Source organism: Thalassospira sp. MCCC 1A02898, assembly GCF_001618185.1.
Classification (GTDB): Bacteria; Pseudomonadota; Alphaproteobacteria; order Rhodospirillales; family Thalassospiraceae; genus Thalassospira; species Thalassospira tepidiphila.
Genome location: NZ_LPXK01000001.1, coordinates 160,677 through 176,317, shown reverse-complemented (window position 1 = coordinate 176,317; position 15,641 = coordinate 160,677). Strand labels below are relative to the sequence as shown.

At 56.9% G+C, this 15,641-nt stretch carries 13 protein-coding genes; 9 read left to right on the top strand and 4 right to left on the bottom strand.

Translation table 11 applies throughout. From position 1 onward, the window contains the following. Nucleotides 1–51: 51 nt before the first annotated feature. A complete protein-coding gene (locus AUQ41_RS00785) occupies nucleotides 52–1,098 on the bottom strand; it encodes a histone deacetylase family protein (RefSeq protein ID WP_063085960.1) in 1,047 nt (348 codons plus the stop codon). Further along, nucleotides 1,095–1,799: a GntR family transcriptional regulator gene (locus AUQ41_RS00780; protein ID WP_063085958.1), complete on the bottom strand. Its 705-nt coding sequence runs from the start codon at nucleotides 1,797–1,799 to the stop codon at nucleotides 1,095–1,097. Before AUQ41_RS00780 ends, AUQ41_RS00785 begins: the two co-directional genes overlap by 4 nt. Nucleotides 1,800–1,987: 188 nt before the next feature. On the opposite strand from AUQ41_RS00780, the gene AUQ41_RS00775 reads away from it, so the two are divergent. From AUQ41_RS00775 to AUQ41_RS00745, 7 genes are all read left to right on the top strand, one after another. Then, nucleotides 1,988–2,758, top strand: a complete 771-nt coding sequence (locus AUQ41_RS00775) for a class II aldolase/adducin family protein (protein ID WP_063085955.1) — start codon at nucleotides 1,988–1,990, stop codon at nucleotides 2,756–2,758. 115 nt (nucleotides 2,759–2,873) lie between these two features. Continuing rightward, nucleotides 2,874–4,406: an ABC transporter substrate-binding protein gene (locus AUQ41_RS00770; RefSeq protein ID WP_232308275.1), complete on the top strand. Its 1,533-nt coding sequence runs from the start codon at nucleotides 2,874–2,876 to the stop codon at nucleotides 4,404–4,406. A 93-nt stretch (nucleotides 4,407–4,499) separates the two neighbouring features. Continuing rightward, nucleotides 4,500–5,477 carry an ABC transporter permease gene (locus tag AUQ41_RS00765; protein WP_063085952.1) on the top strand — a complete coding sequence of 326 codons (978 nt, stop codon included), beginning with the start codon at nucleotides 4,500–4,502 and terminating at the stop codon, nucleotides 5,475–5,477. A gap of 1 nt (nucleotide 5,478) precedes the next feature. Beyond that, the gene (locus AUQ41_RS00760; RefSeq protein ID WP_040822295.1) at nucleotides 5,479–6,312 is read left to right on the top strand and encodes an ABC transporter permease; all 834 of its coding nucleotides are present in this window, start codon (nucleotides 5,479–5,481) and stop codon (nucleotides 6,310–6,312) included. After that, nucleotides 6,309–7,928 carry an ABC transporter ATP-binding protein gene (locus AUQ41_RS00755; protein WP_063085950.1) on the top strand — a complete coding sequence of 540 codons (1,620 nt, stop codon included), beginning with the start codon at nucleotides 6,309–6,311 and terminating at the stop codon, nucleotides 7,926–7,928. Before AUQ41_RS00760 ends, AUQ41_RS00755 begins: the two co-directional genes overlap by 4 nt. Further along, nucleotides 7,925–8,830, top strand: coding sequence for a glyoxylate/hydroxypyruvate reductase A (locus AUQ41_RS00750; RefSeq protein ID WP_063085948.1), 906 nt, complete (start codon nucleotides 7,925–7,927; stop codon nucleotides 8,828–8,830). Before AUQ41_RS00755 ends, AUQ41_RS00750 begins: the two co-directional genes overlap by 4 nt. Before the next feature lie 26 nt (nucleotides 8,831–8,856). Further along, entirely contained in the window at nucleotides 8,857–10,248 is a 1,392-nt protein-coding gene (locus AUQ41_RS00745) for an amidase family protein (RefSeq protein ID WP_063085946.1), read from the top strand. A gap of 117 nt (nucleotides 10,249–10,365) precedes the next feature. Here the strand turns inward: AUQ41_RS00745 and AUQ41_RS00740 are convergent, their stop codons facing one another. Next, a complete protein-coding gene (locus AUQ41_RS00740; protein WP_063085944.1) occupies nucleotides 10,366–11,571 on the bottom strand; it encodes a glycosyltransferase in 1,206 nt (401 codons plus the stop codon). Then, nucleotides 11,568–12,068 carry a MarR family winged helix-turn-helix transcriptional regulator gene (locus tag AUQ41_RS00735; RefSeq protein WP_008888987.1) on the bottom strand — a complete coding sequence of 167 codons (501 nt, stop codon included), beginning with the start codon at nucleotides 12,066–12,068 and terminating at the stop codon, nucleotides 11,568–11,570. Before AUQ41_RS00735 ends, AUQ41_RS00740 begins: the two co-directional genes overlap by 4 nt. Before the next feature lie 328 nt (nucleotides 12,069–12,396). Here AUQ41_RS00735 and AUQ41_RS00730 point away from each other — a divergent pair, with 328 nt between their 5' ends. Together AUQ41_RS00730 and AUQ41_RS00725 are read left to right on the top strand one after the other, a co-directional pair. Further along, the gene (locus AUQ41_RS00730; RefSeq protein WP_008888988.1) at nucleotides 12,397–14,211 is read left to right on the top strand and encodes a type I secretion system permease/ATPase; all 1,815 of its coding nucleotides are present in this window, start codon (nucleotides 12,397–12,399) and stop codon (nucleotides 14,209–14,211) included. Beyond that, a complete protein-coding gene (locus AUQ41_RS00725) occupies nucleotides 14,208–15,590 on the top strand; it encodes an HlyD family type I secretion periplasmic adaptor subunit (RefSeq protein ID WP_008888989.1) in 1,383 nt (460 codons plus the stop codon). The genes AUQ41_RS00730 and AUQ41_RS00725 overlap by 4 nt, the downstream gene beginning before the upstream one ends. The last annotated feature ends 51 nt before the right edge of the window (nucleotides 15,591–15,641 follow it).

Sequence of the window (15,641 nt, the reverse complement as noted above, 5' to 3'; positions counted from 1 at the left end):
TTTGCAGTATATGCGGTTGCGATCAAACCCGCCATTGGTGGCTGATGCGGGTCAGTTTCTCTCAAGTGCGGGTATTTTTGCGCCCAAATAACCCGAAAGAAAAGATGTCAGCGACGTGGTCAGCGATGGTGTCAGATATCCACCCTCTTGCACAATAACCGTCGGATAGCCCGCCGCAGCAATTTTTTCACCGGCACGACGCAGTCCGTCCCAACTGACTTTCATGCCAAGCAACGGGTCGTCTTCGTGGGTATCAAGCCCAAGGCTGAGAACCAGCGCACCGGGATTGAATGTGGCAATACGGTCAAGGGCGGTATCGATTGCTGCAAGCCATGCCGCATCTGTGGTGGTGCGAGGCAGGGGCAGATTAAGGTTATATCCTTCGCCATCACCCGACCCGGTCTCATCGGCAAAGCCGGTAAAGAACGGGTAATAGTCCGTGGGGTCGGCATGGATGGAGGCGGTCAGGACATCGCCCCGATCATAAAAGATATCCTGCGTGCCGTTGCCATGATGGACATCAATATCAAATATGGCGACGCGATCATGTGCGGTCCGCAGACGTGCGGCCGCAATGGCGGCATTATTTAACAAACAATGCCCGGCGGCAATCTCGGCACTGGTGTGATGGCCCGCCGGCCGACACAGCGCATAGGCCTTGTCATCCCCCGCCAGCACAGCATCGGTTGCGGCAATGGCGCAATCGGCGGCGCGCAAGGCCGCCTGCCAGCTATGCTGGCCAATCGGGGCAGACGTATCGCCCATATGCCAGCCCGCTTTGGCCAGAATGGTGTGCGGATAGGACGATGTCGCAGCACGCGGAAAGACGTTGGGGACGACTTCCGGGCCAGCATCGGGCTGTTTTTGCCATTCATCCCACGCCGTTTCGAGGAACTTTAAAAACCGCTTGGTATGAACGGTTTCAAGGGCCGCAATCGGGGCGCGTCCGGGTTCGGTTACCGACAGGGAAAGCGCATCAAGGCCAGCCAGCAAAAGCTTGGCGCGTTCGGCCTGTTCGGCATTACGCTGGATCTTGCCATAGGTCAGGCGAAAAATCGGATCATGTGTTTCGGTTTCGGGGGCGTAGAAGCATTTCATGTCGACGTTTTGCCTTCTTCCAGAAGGCGGAACTGATCGATCACGATGCGTTGCGCCTCCGAAATGTGGTAGCGGATGGCCGAAACGGCCTTGGTGGCATCACGTGCCCGCAGGGCTTCAAGAATCGGTTCGTGCGTTTCTGCAATGCGGGTCGGATCGTCATAAAGCTGCCCGATCAGCATGATGCTGAACTCGGTTTCTATGGCGACCTGTTCGAACACCTGCAGGAATTTCGGGTTGTCACTGCCGGTACACATCAGCCGGTGAAACTGCATGTCGGCTTCGACCTGGGTGAAGATATCGGCCTCTTCGGTGGCAACCCGGTGAAGTTCGGCCACCTGTGCGCTCAGGGCTTCCTCGATCTCGTCGTTCCAGTTCTGCACCAGACGTTCGACCACGGCCGTCTCAATCGCCAGACGCAACTCATACAGATCATTGAGCGCCTTTATCGAAACCTGACGCACAAAAAATCCCCGGTTCGGCTCGGACCTCACCAGTCCCGAACTTTCAAGCAACCTTGCTGCTTCACGGACGGGTGCCCGGCTGACCCCCAGTTCGCGGGCAACAACCGATTCGGATAACCGCGCACCCGGTGCAAGCTTTCCGCTAACGATTGCTTTGCTCAGCAACTTGGCAACCCGTTGGACGAGCCCTTCACGATCAATCTGTTGGAAGCCGGAGGACGGCTGTGTCTGTGTCATATGTAAGCCCGCAGAAGGTGGATTTGAGTTCTTTGAATTAAGCCCGCAACAGACGCCAAAGAAAGATGCATGACTTCGATCAGTCTAGGCAACGAATTGTAGATTGTCGACAATTTACTTGACTGCGCCGGGATCATCCCGCAGCCTTGAAGCAATCAAAAAAGCGACATAACGAAAGGGCGGCATTAATGCGCGATGCTATGAGTGATCAATCGATATCCGAAATCCGCCGCGATCTGGCTGCGGCCTATCGGTTGATCGCGCTCGAGGGCATGGATGACGGCATCTACACCCATATTTCTGCACGGCTCCCATCCGGACCGGGGGGCGAGCAACGCTTTCTGCTCAATCCGTTCGGTCTGCGGTTTGACGAAGTCACCGCAGCCAATCTGGTAACCGTCGATGAAACAGGTGCCGTGATTGATGACCCCTATGGTGCGGGGGTGAATGCCGCGGGCTTTACCATCCATTCGGCCGTTCACATGGCGCGCCATGATGCGGTTTGCGTGCTCCATACCCACACGGTCGCGGGTGTGGCGGTGTCATCAAATCAGGAAGGATTGCTGCCGCTTAATCAGTGGTCGGCACAGTTTTACGACCGGATTGCCTTCCACGACTACGAAGGCATTGCGCTTAATCTTGAGGAACGCGCCCGCATCGTTGCCGATCTCGGCGACAAATCGGTGATGTTGCTGCGCAATCACGGGACGCTGCTTTTGGGGCGCTCGGTGGCCGAGGCGGTAAAGCTTGCCTTGAACCTTGAACGGTCCTGCAAGGCACAAGTTGCCGCGCTGGGAATGGGCCTGACCCCGGTTGTGCTGGGCCATGACGTTGCCGAGCACACGGCCTCCCAATACCAGTCGATGTACGATTCTTATGAACAAAAGGGCAAACCAGACCCGGAATGGGCCGCCCAACTGCGCCGGCTTGATGCCAGCGCCCCGGGTTACCTCGGGTAACCTGTGCGCCGGGGTCGCGCTTGTGGCCTTTGGTAAAACAAAACGTGCGTAACACCAATAAAAACAAGAACCTAAATGCAAAACACAATCAGGGAATGCTATGAAATATTTAAAGGTGACTACTTTTCTCATCGCCGCCGCCCTGGCCTCGCCAGTGGCGGCACAGGAAGCTGGCGGTCGGCTTGATATCGTTGTTCAACCCGAACCACCGGGATTGATGCTCGGCCTCGTGCAGAATGGCCCGACCCAGCTGGTTGCAGGCGATATCTATGAAAGCCTGCTGCGCTATGACAGCGAACTGACCCCGATGCCGAGCCTGGCCAAAAGCTGGGAAATCTCCGACGACGGTCTGACCTACACCTTCAAGCTTAATGAAGGTGTCAAATGGCACGACGGCGAAGATTTCACCGCCGATGATGTTGTCTTTTCCGCCGATGTTTTCCTGCGTGAAACCCATGCACGTCTGCGTGCGTCACTCGCCTATGTCAAAAGCATCACCGCCCCGGATCCGATGACGGTTGTCTTCAAACTCAAGGAACCATTTGGTCCGTTTATCAATGCCTTTGAAAACGGCACCATGCCGATTGTGCCCAAGCACATCTACGAAGGCACTGATTTCGCCAACAACCCGGCAAACGCCACCCCGATTGGCACCGGTCCGTTCAAGTTCAAGGAATGGGTCAAGGGCAGCCACATTCATCTCGTCAAGAACGAGGACTACTATGTCGATGGCCTGCCCTATCTCGACGAAGTCTTTTACCGTGTGATCCCGGATGCTGCGGCCCGTGCGGTGGCGTTTGAAACCGGCGAAGTTGATGTTCTGCCGGGCGGTTCGGTTGAAAACTGGGATATCCCGCGTCTGGCCGAAATGGATGGTGTTTGTGTCACCGAAAAGGGCTGGGAATTCCTCGCACCGCTGGCGTGGATGTGGCTTAACAACCGCGAAGGTCCGACCGCCAACGAGAAGTTCCGTCAGGCTGTCATGTACGCCATGGATCGGGAATTCATGCGCGATGTGGTCTGGAACGGCTTTGGTAAAGTTGCGACCGGTCCGATTGCGTCGAGCACCAATTTCTATTCCGATGACGTGACCATTTATGATCACAACCCGGACAAGGCCAAGGAACTTCTGGCCGAGATGGGCTATGACGGCGAACCTGTCCGCATCCTGCCGCTGCCATATGGTGAAACCTGGCAACGCTGGGCCGAGGCCGTGCGTCAGAACCTCAGCGAAGTTGGCATCAATGCCGAAATCGACAGCTCTGATGTCGCTGGGTGGAACGAAAAAACGTCCCAGTGGGATTACGACATGGCCTTCACCTATCTCTATCAGTACGGTGATCCGGCCCTTGGTGTTTCGCGCAACTATACCGCCGATCGCATCAAAAAAGGTAGCCCGTGGAACAATGTCGAAGGCTATGAAAACCTGGCACTCGACGAAAAATGGGCCGCTGCTGCGACGATGGTAACACCCGAAGAACGCGAAGCAGCCTATGCCGAAATCCAGAAGGAAATCGTCGATGACGTTCCGGTCGCCTGGATGCAGGAACTGACCTTCCCGACGATCTACCGTTGCAACGTCAACGATCTGGTGACCACGGCCATCGGTATCAATGACGGTCCACGTAACGCCTGGATCAAGAAGTAATATTGCGGGCGGACCGATTGCCGGTCCGCCCCCTTCTTTTCCTGATTGCCCGCGCTTAGGCGGGATTTCAAATACGGGATGCTACGGGGACCTATGACCATATTCGCTGTCGTGGTGTCGCGGCTATCCAAGGCTATTTTGACCTTGTTGGCCATTGCGATTCTGAACTTTTTCCTCATCCATGCCGCGCCGGGCGACCCGGCTGTCGTGCTGGCCGGTGAAGCCGGTGCCGCTGACGAGCAGATGATCGAACAGCTGCGCGAACGCTTTGGCCTCGATCAGCCGCTTTATGTCCAGCTTGGCAAATATGTCGCCGGTATTGTGCAACTTGATCTTGGCTACTCCTTCCGCCAGGGCGCGCCTGTGGCCGAACTTATTGCCGATCGGTTGCCGGCAACCTTGCTGCTGACATTAACGGCTTTTGTCGTCTCGCTGGTGTTGGGCATCGCCTTTGGGGTTGCCGCCGCCGCACGCGTTGGCAAACCGTCTGACACGGTCCTGACCACGATGGCGCTTTTATTCTATGCAACCCCGCTATATTGGCTGGCCCTCATGGCGGTTCTGGTGTTTTCCGTTTGGTTTGGATGGCTGCCGGGCTTTGGCTATGAAACTGTCGGGGCGAATTATACCGGTCTGGAGCGCATCCTCGATATTGGCAGCCACCTGATCCTGCCAGCCCTGACGCTGGGTCTGTTCTTTACCGCGGTCTATATGCGCATGGCGCGTGCATCCATGCTCGAAGTCTCGCAGCTTGATTTCGTCAAAACCGCCAAGGCCAAGGGCCTGTCGGATGCGGTCATTCGCCGTCGTCACATCCTGCGCAATGCCATTTTGCCGGTGGTGACCTTGGCTGGCTTGCAGGCCGGCCAACTTGTCGGCGGGGCGGTTCTGACCGAAACGGTCTTTGCTTGGCCCGGTATTGGACGCCTGATGTTCGAAAGCTTGGCTGCACGTGACTACAACACGATTTTGGGTGTGTTCCTTGTCTCGGCGGCCATGGTCATTCTGTTCAACATCGTGACCGACATTGTCTATCGCATTGTCGATCCCCGTATCGGAGCCCGTAGCTGACATGTGGAAACGTTTCAGAAGCAATATGGGCGCCATGATCGGTGTCGTCTTGTTGATCTCCGTGATCGTCATCGCCCTGATCGCCCCCTTGATCTTCTCCGATGGGCCTTGGCAAATGGTTCAACGCCCTTTCCTCGCACCCTTTGCCGTTGATGGTTTGCCCCTGGGCACAGATACACTGGGCCGTAATGTGGCAGCCCAACTGGCCTATGGCGCGCGGGTTTCCCTTTTGGTCGGGCTGGTTTCGACCGTGGTTGCCTTGCTGATCGGTGTGCCGTTGGGCGCGTTGGCCGGGTTCTATGGCGGCTATGTCGATGAAGGTGCTATGCGCTTCACCGAGTTTTTCCAGACCATCCCGAACTTCGCGCTGGCCATCGTGCTGGTGGCGATTTTTGAACCGACCTTGACCTCCATCACCATTGCGATTGCGATTGTCAGTTGGCCGCCTGTCGCCCGTCTTGTCCGTGCCGAAGTCATGTCGGTGCGCACCCGTGAATTTGTCGATGCGGCGCGTCTTGCTGGTTTGTCTAAACCGCGCATCCTGATCCAGCAGGTGCTGCCAAATACGGTATCCCCGATCATTGTCATGGCGTCACTGATGGTGGCAACCGCAATCCTGCTTGAAAGCTCGCTCTCGTTCCTTGGGCTTGGCGATCCGAACTCAATGTCGTGGGGCTATATGATTGGGGCGGCTCGTACTGTCATCCGCACCAGCTGGTGGCTCAGCTTCTTCCCCGGCATTGCCATCGTGATCACCGTTTTGGCGCTCAACCTGATCGGTGAGGGGCTCAATGATGCCTTCAATCCGCATCTGTCGCGAAAGGGCAAAGCATGAGTGCGACACTGACAATTGAACGGCTGACAATCGGCCTGCCCGAGGGTGCAGATCGCCCCTTCGCGGTCGAAAATGTCAGCTTCGATATCGACAAGGGACAGATCCTTTGTGTGGTGGGCGAATCCGGGTCTGGCAAGTCAATGACCGCCAATGCCCTGATGGGGCTTCTGCCTCAGGGGGTAGAGGTCAAATCAGGCCGGGCGATGTTCGAAGCCCGCGATGTCTTGCGCCTGCCAGAAGCCGACAAACAGGCCCTGCGCGGCGCCCAGATCGCCATGATCTTTCAGGAACCGATGACCGCACTCAACCCGTTGATGCGCATCGGTGATCAGATCTCCGAGGTGTTCGCCGCACACGGCCTTTATACCCAGTCCGAACGCCGCAAACGCGCATTGGACCTTGTCCGCGAAGTCGGGCTTCCCGATCCGGAAAAAATCATCCGCGCCTATCCGTTTCAGCTTTCCGGTGGCCAACGCCAACGCGCGATGATCGCCATGGCATTGGCGCTGGAGCCCAAACTCCTGATCGCCGATGAGCCGACAACCGCCCTTGATGTCACCACCCAGGCGCAGATCCTGAAGCTTATTCTCGATCTGCGTAAAAAGCGTGGCATGGCGGTGATGTTTATCACCCATGACTTTGGGGTGGTGGCGGAAATTGCCGATCAGGTGATTGTCATGCGCGAAGGCAAAGTTGTTGAGCGCGGTGATGCGGCATCGGTTCTTGATAATCCGCAGCACGACTATACCAAACGCTTGCTTGATGCCATTCCAACCGGAAAACTTCCGGAGGCACGTGAACTAAGCGACACACCTGCGCTTGAAATCAAAAACCTGCGCAAAACTTTCCGGACGGGTGGTGGTTTATTCAAGCCCGTGCGTGAAGTTCATGCGGTCGATGATGTCTCGCTCACCGTTTCGCGCGGCGAGGTCCTTGGTCTGGTCGGCGAGTCCGGTTCGGGCAAGTCAACATTGGGCCGAACAGCGGTTCGGCTGGTGACACCCGATGGCGGCCACGTCATGGTTGGTGGCGTTGATCTTGCCGCACTGTCCGAGGAAGAACTCCGCCGTCAGCGCAACAAGGTCCAGATGGTCTTTCAGGATCCCTATGCATCGCTCAATCCGCGCCAACGGATCATGAGTGCTCTGACAGATGGCCCGATCAACCGTGGCGTACCCAAGGAAAAGGCCCAGGCCAAGGCAAAGGAACTGCTCGAAATCGTTGGCCTTGGTGCCGATGCCGCCGTGCGCTATCCGCACGAATTTTCCGGCGGGCAACGCCAACGCATCGGGATTGCCCGGGCACTTGCCATGGAGCCCGAACTGATCATTGCCGATGAAGCCGTCTCGGCACTTGATGTGTCGATCCAGGCACAGGTGCTTGATCTGTTGCGTGATTTGCGTGAACGCCTGTCTTTGTCGATCCTGTTCATCACCCATGACTTGCGGGTTGCGGCCCAGCTGTGTGATCGCATTGCCGTAATGCAAAAGGGCAAGCTGGTTGAAATTGGTCGGGTCGATGAAATCTTCCTGTCCCCCAAACAGGAATATACCCGTCAACTTCTCGCCGCCGTTCCGGGTGCGGACTGGGCCCAAACCGAAGAAGTGCCAGCATGATTGGCGTTCTGTCGTGTAGCAAAATCGATTTGCGGGGCATTTACGGCCCGCATTTCGATGCCCTGGCACCCGAACTGGACCTGCGCCTGCCCGGCGAGATCGACCGGCCCGAAGATGTCAGCTTCATGGTCACCTTTGTCCCGGCGCCGGATGCCTTTACGCGCTATCCGAATTTGCGCGCGATCTATTCGGTGGGGGCCGGTATTGACGCCATCATGGCGTGCCCGTCCTTGCCGCCGGAGGTGCCGATCCATCGGGTAGAAGATCCGGATCAGGCGCTTCAAATGGCCGGGTTCGCCACCTTTCATGTGCTTTGGCACCATCGCAATATGGGCAATCTTCTTGCCAATCAGAAAATCGCGCACTGGGAACGCCAGCTGACCGGGCTATCGCCCCGTGCACGGCGCATTGGTGTTCTGGGCTTTGGTCTGATGGGGCGTGCGGTGGCAAGGGCATTGGTGGCCTTGGGCTATACGGTCGCAAGCTATTCCCGATCTGCCCCAAAGCCGCCCGAAGACGGGGTGACGCATTATATCGATGGCGGGTTTGATGATTTCCTCGCCCAAAGCGACATTCTGATCAATGTGTTGCCGCTCACTGATCAGACAAAGGGACTTTTGGGCGCAGAAAATCTGGCAAAACTGCCCAAGGGTGCCGCCCTGATCCATTTGGGCCGGGGCGGGCAGGTCGATGAAACTGCCCTTGTTGATGCCCTTGATCGGGGGCATTTGTCGGGTGCGTCGCTCGATGTGTTTGAAACTGAACCCCTGCCAACCGGACATCCGCTTTGGCACCATCCCAAGGTTTTCGTCACCCCCCATGTCGCCAGCATTTGCGAACCAAAGGCGACCGTTCTGTCCATCCGCCGGAACCAGCTTCAGTCCGAGCCGATGACAGCTTAACCCAAACCCATAAGGTAGCGCCCCACATGACCAGCGATCCGAATTCCCTGTCTGCCCGCGAATTGGCCCGCCGCATCAAAAGCCGGGAAATGCGCGCCACCACGGTCATTCGCCAAATGCTTGATCGTGTGGCGCGGGTCAATCCGGCCATCAATGCCATCGTTCAGGATTGCGCAGATGACGCCATGCAAGAGGCCGAACTGCTTGATGCCCGCATCGAGGCCGGGGACGCTGTCGGTCCCTTGGCGGGCGTCCCGGTCACGATCAAGGTCATCTCCGATCAGGCGGGACACGCTACCACCAATGGCACGACCTTGGCCGCCGATCTGATCGCAACCGAGGACAGCCCGTTTTTGCGCAACATGCGCAGCAAGGGCGCGATTGTCATAGGGCGTACCAACACGCCAGCCTTTTCCTATCGCTGGTTTACCTCCAACAAGGTGCATGGCACGACGCTTAATCCCCATAACCCGGCCCTTACACCGGGCGGGTCATCGGGCGGGGCGGGTGCCGCCACATCGGCCGGATTGGGGCATATCGGTCATGGGACGGATATCGCGGGCTCGGTGCGTTACCCGGCCTATGCCTGTGGCATTCAGGGATTGCGCCCGACCCATGGCCGCATTCCGATGTTCAACCGGACCGGCGGTGATCGTCCGATTGGCGCACAATTGATGGCGGTATCAGGACCGCTGGCGCGCAGGGTTGATGACCTTAGGCTCGGGCTTGAGGGCATGGCGGGCTATTCCCCCGATGATCCCTGGAGTGTGCCGATGCCACTTCGCGGTCCCGATTTTGCCAAGCGTGTTGCACTTGTCACCCATCCCGGCGGGATTGACATCGATCCGCGCATTCTGGCCGATCTCGAACGTGCCGCTGAGATTTTCCGCGCCGCAGGCTGGACGGTCGAAACCCCGGAAATCCCCGAAATTCGCGAGGCCGTTGATCTTCAGATCGACCTGTGGCTTTCGGACGATCACGAAGCCAAACTGAAAGCCGCCCGGGCCGAAGACGATCCGGGCGCGATTGCCCTTCTCGAACACTATGCTGATCGCGCCGCCGCGATTGATAAGGACACGTTTAGTAAGCTCTTCCTGCGCCGTTCCGCCCTGATTCGCGACTGGCGGGCGTTCCTTGAAGATTATCCGGTCGTCCTGATGCCGGTTTCGGCTGAACTGCCGTTCCGCAAGGACGAGGACCTTGAAGGTCCCGCAACCCTGACCCGCCTGTGGAATGCCCAATTGCCGCAAATCGCAATCCCGCTGCTGGGGCTTCCGGCGATCTCGATCTGCTCGGGTGTCGAAAACAACATGCCCTCGGGTGTTCAGCTTGTCGCCGCCCCCTGGCGCGAAGACATCTGCCTGACCGCTGGCGAGGTGCTTGAACAGGGCTTCGGTCTGCCACAAATGACGATGTGATTACTGTTCGTCTGATGTGCTGGTTAAGTAATCATCTAATTTAGCTTGAAGCGGATATGCAAAAGCCAAAGGTGACGTAAGTTTCATCTTTGGCTTTGCTTTTGGCATATGATGCCGTCATCGGCTTTTTCTGCCAGACGCCATATTCTCGATCAGGGTCGTTTGCCGATCCAAACACCGTCGAAGGTCAAAGTGATTAAGGATCGTCTTGCGGGCCCGTTCACGCAGGGGTGTCAGGTCGTCACGATGGGTAAGACAGAATGCAATCTTGATTGCCAGTGCATCACTGTCCCAGAAATCGGTCAGAAATCCGTTCTGTCGATCGCGGATCATGTCGTGACACGGGCCTGTGTCCGAGGCGATCACAGGCGCACCGCACGCCATGGCTTCCAGCACCGACCACGACAAAACAAACGGATATGTAAGGTAAACATGCAACGAACTGATCTGGTACATCCGGATCAGTTGGTCATGGGGGATCTGGCCCAGAAAGTGGATGCGTGACGGATCAATCTGCGTTTCTGCCATCATCACATCACGCCAAGTCCGCCCGTCCTTTCGGGCCTGTCCGTAACTGACGCCATCGCCCCCGGCGATCACGAACTGCGCATCGGGGTTTTGCTGGGCCAGTTTGGCGGCTGCACGCATAAAGGTCGGAAACCCGCGATAGGGTTCAAGATCGCGCGCGACATAGGTAATCACCTGATCACGCGCGGTAAGGACCCGCCCATCGGGCAAGGTCAGGCTGGCGTTCGGATTTGGTTGGCAACGGTGGGTATCAATCCCGTCATGGCAAACGCCGATCTTGTGGTGATAGGCCGCTGGAAATGCCGATTTCTGCCATTTGGTCGGGCTGATCGCGGCATCAAGCTGATCAAGTGTCGTCAGTTGGGCCGCATTACGCACGCGAAGCTGCGCGCGTTTCGCCAGCGTGATCTCATCATCCGGATCAAAGCCGACGTCGCGCCCGATGGCGTGATAATAATGTTCGCAATAACCGATCAGGGGTGTTTTGGGCAAAACGTCGCGGGCGAACATCATGCTGCCCCAACCGATATGGCCGTAAACAATGTCCGGTGCGCCTTCTTCGCGCACAAGGCTTTCAAGGGTTCTGGCGGCCTTAAGTCCCACATCCTGATGATATTGCGCAAACGGTATGGCAGGCGGTGGGGCTGTGACAGGCTGGCGGAGTGTCCGGATACCGGGCAGGCGCACATTCATTGCTTCGCACAGGAAGGAAACCTGCCATCCGGCATCGGCCAGATGGCAGGCAAGATGTACAAACTGTCCCGGTCCATGACGATGAACGAGGACAATTTTCATCGTCTGTTTCGTGCCTCCTGCACGGCGACGGACCCATTAATGGGAACACCCCCGTATCTGAGGGTCTGTGTCCAGAATTCTTCCAGTCTGCGCAACGTACGCAGCGCTGTTTCCATCTCCTGCTGGTCTTCAAGATTGTTGGTCAGGGCGTCGTGATATTCTTCGTGGAATTCGTGCAATGCCTGACAGAGTTCATGGCCCTTTTTGGTCAATTTCAAACGGGCAGAACGCCTGTCCCGCGCCATGACCTGACGTTCGACATAACCCGATTCCGCGAGCTGTTTAAGATTATAAGACGCGTTTGAACCCATATAGTGGCCACGATCAAGAAGATCGCGCACCGAGAGTTCATCTTCGCCAATGGTAAAAAGCAGCGCCACTTGCGCCGGGCTGATGTCATCCTTTCCGAGTCGAATGAGATCTACCCGTAACAAATCCGCAAACCGCCGATAGATCCGCTCGACGGTATTTGCCAGTTCAAGATGAGTGACGGTCATGAGTTTCGATCCGTTATCTGGTCCCAAGCGAGAGTTGATGCCAAGGCGCGATTGCCCTGACACAAATTTCGTATTGGGGAAGATAACAAGACGTTGTTCTTGAACAATTTTTCCGAACGCCTCTTTCTTCCCGCAGGTTTGCTCGTTGTCCGGAAGTAATTCGAAAGTGTTTTTATTTTTGAATTACTTCCATTGTTAATGTTTTTACATTGTCTAATCATCAACATGAGATCGACATATTTAATTTTATTGTAGATCATCCTGTCATCGCAACTATGTGATTAGATTGCGGAAAAACTATGACTTTTGCTTAATTGGATGATTTTCGATGCAATTTCGCCGCAAAAAGCTGGCAAAACCGGTGGATTCGCCTGTGAATTCGCCCGTGAATGCGAAGGAAGCCCGGCCCGAACTTGATGCAAGATCGGTCATTCGCGAGGCCCGCTTTACGTTCGTGCGCGGGCTCGGATGGGCCGGTGTCATGAGCGGCTTCATCAATATCCTTCAACTTACCGTGCCGTTGTTCATGCTTCAGGTGCATGACCGCGTGATCAACAGTCAAAGCACCGATACCCTGCTGTTGCTTCTGGTGATCGCAGTCGGTGCGATCATTCTCTATGGCATCCTTGATTTCGTGCGCGCGCTTGTCTTTCAGGAAATGGCAAAGTCGCTTTTGCGCCGGTTGAACCTGCCGGCAATTTCGGCGGCCATGCGTGTGGCGCTTGAAAAAGGATCGCTGCACGGCACCCAAGTCCTGCGCGACCTTTCTGATCTGCGCAACTTCATCACCGGCACCACCATCGCCGCCCCGCTGGAAGCGATCTGGTCGCCGATTTTCCTTTTCGTGATGTTTGCCCTGCATCCCTATTACGGCATTGCCGGGCTGGTGGCGGTTTTGACCCTGATCGGGTTAAGCCTGCTCGGTGATGTGATGGTCCGTCAGGTCACCAAGGAAGGAACCGACGCCAATCTGCGCAATATCGGCGACATTGGGTCGACCGTTTCAAACGCCGAAGTGATCGAGGCAATGGGCATGATGCCAGCCCTCGCCCTGCGCTGGCGTCAGGCACAAATCCACGCCAGCGAGTTGCTTGATGTCGGCAACGTGCGCAGCAAGGGCATGTATTCCATCACCCGTTCTGCCCGGTTCGGCATGCAGATCATTGTGCTGGCCATGGGCGCTTACCTTGTCATTCAGGGCGAAACCACGCCCGGTGCCATGATCGGCGGGACCGTGATCATGGGGCGGCTGTTGCTGCCGTTTGATAATGTCACCCGCGACTGGCGGGCGTGGGTCGGGGCGTTTTCATCGTGGAAACGCATTCGATTGATGCTCGAAGAAAGCCAGTCCGAACGCGAAATCAAACCAACCCCGCGTTCCGAAGGTCCGCTGGTTGTCGATAATCTGGTTTATGCCGTCCCGGGATCAAATGTGCCGGTGCTGCGCGGGATCAGTTTCGAACTGTCGCCGGGCGATATATTGGGCGTGGTCGGGCCGTCTGCGGCCGGGAAATCAACCCTTTCAAGATTGCTGGTCGGCACGGCAAAGCCTGCGACGGGCGGTGTCTATCTTGACGGCCATAATGCCTATCTCTGGGAGCGCGGATCATTTGGCGATATGGTCGGCTATCTGCCGCAATCGGTATCGCTTCTGAACGGCACCATCCGCGACAATATCAGCCGCATGCGCGATGCAAGCCCGCGCAAGGTGATCGAGGCTGCCCGTGCGGCCGGTGTGCATGAAATGATCGGTCGATTGCCGCTCGGCTATGATACGCCGATTGGTGCCGGTCGCCACACCCTGTCTGGCGGGCAGCAACAACGCATCGCTTTGGCGCGCGCGCTTTATGGCTGGCCGCGTCTGCTGGTGCTTGATGAACCCAACGCCAATCTTGATGCCGAGGGCGAAGCATCCCTGATCCGTGCCGTGCGCCAGGCCGCTGATTCCGGTGCAATGGTGGTGCTGATCGCGCACCGTCAAAGCATCATGCAATATGCCAACAAGCTTTTGGTGATGCAGGACGGACGGGTCAAACAGTTCGGTGAACGAACAGACGTGATCCGCAATCTGTCCAATGAAAGCGACGACATCAAAAGCCTCCCCCCGGTAAAGCGTAAACATGAAAACGGAGGTGCGGCATGACCCGTGTCATTAATCTTGAAGGTGGCGGCGCGGCACTCCCGGCCGAAGAACCGCAAGTCGCCTGGCACCAGATCCTTTCGGAAGAACGCGAAGCATCGCGCCAAAGCCTGCGCAAGCCGATCCTGGCCGGATTGTTCGTCATTGTGTTGGGCTTTGGCGGGTTCCTGACCTGGGGCTTTACCGCCGAACTCGATAGTGCTGCTGTTGCGACCGGCTCGGTGATTGTCGATTCCAAAAAGAAAGTTGTTAATCACTATGAGGGCGGCATCCTCAAACAGCTTCTGGTCGAGGAAGGCGAAAAAGTCACAGCAGGCCAGACCCTTGCCCTTCTTGATGGCACACGCAGCGAGTCGGAGCTCGGCCAGTTGCGCGGCGAACGGTTTGGTCTGATGGCCAAGCTTGCCCGATTGCGCGCCGAACAGCGCGGTCAGGAAAACATCACCTTCCCGCAGGAACTTCTCGCCAGTGACGAGGCCTATGTCGCCGATATCCTCAGCGATGAAAAACGCCTGTTTGCCAAGCGCAAGGAAGTCTATGCCGCCAAACGCGATGCCCAGGCCAAACAGATCGAACAGTTCGAGGCCGAAGCCGAAGCACTGGTCTCTCAGATCAAGGCCCGCACACGTCAGGAAAAGCTCGTCGCCGAACAACTTGCCGGGATTCGCCAACTGGCCGAAAAGGGCTTCGCCACCCGCACCCAACTGGTCGAGATTGAAAATAACTGGTCGGATCTGGTCGGTGATATGGGCGAATTCAAAGCCCAGCGTGCCGCCGCCCAACAGCAAAAGGCCGAAGCCGAGATCAATCTCGCCTCGATTGAAATGGAATGGCAAAGCGATATCGCAACGGAAATTCAGGAAGCCCAGCTTGCCCTGAACGACGTCACCCAACGCATCCGCGCAAGCCAGGACGTGCTTGATCGCCTCGAAGTGCGTGCACCCCAGGCCGGAACGGTTGCCAATATCCAGATCAGAACCCCCGGCGGTGTGATCAGTCCGGCCGAACCGATCATGGATATCATCCCCGAAGATGAGCCGCTGGTGATCGAGGCACGGATCAACCGACAGGATATCGACTCGGTCCAGGTTGGATCAAAGGCGCAAATTCGCCTGACCGCCTATAGTCAGCGTCGACTGGCCCCCCTGAATGGCGAGGTAAGCTATGTTGCCGCTGACCAAACCGTCGATGAACAGCGCGATGCGTCTTACTACATCGTGCGGGCGGCGATTGATCCGGCCGAACTGGCAAAACATGATGACATCAATCTGCGTCCGGGCATGCCAGCCAATATTCTGGTTCTGAAAACCCCGCGCAAGGCCATCGATTACCTGATCGATCCGATTACCCAAAGCATGGAGAAGGCCTTCCGCGAAGAGTAATCCTCCCCCGCGACATGCGGATTTAACTTGGGGCCTTTCCCGGTTTTTCGC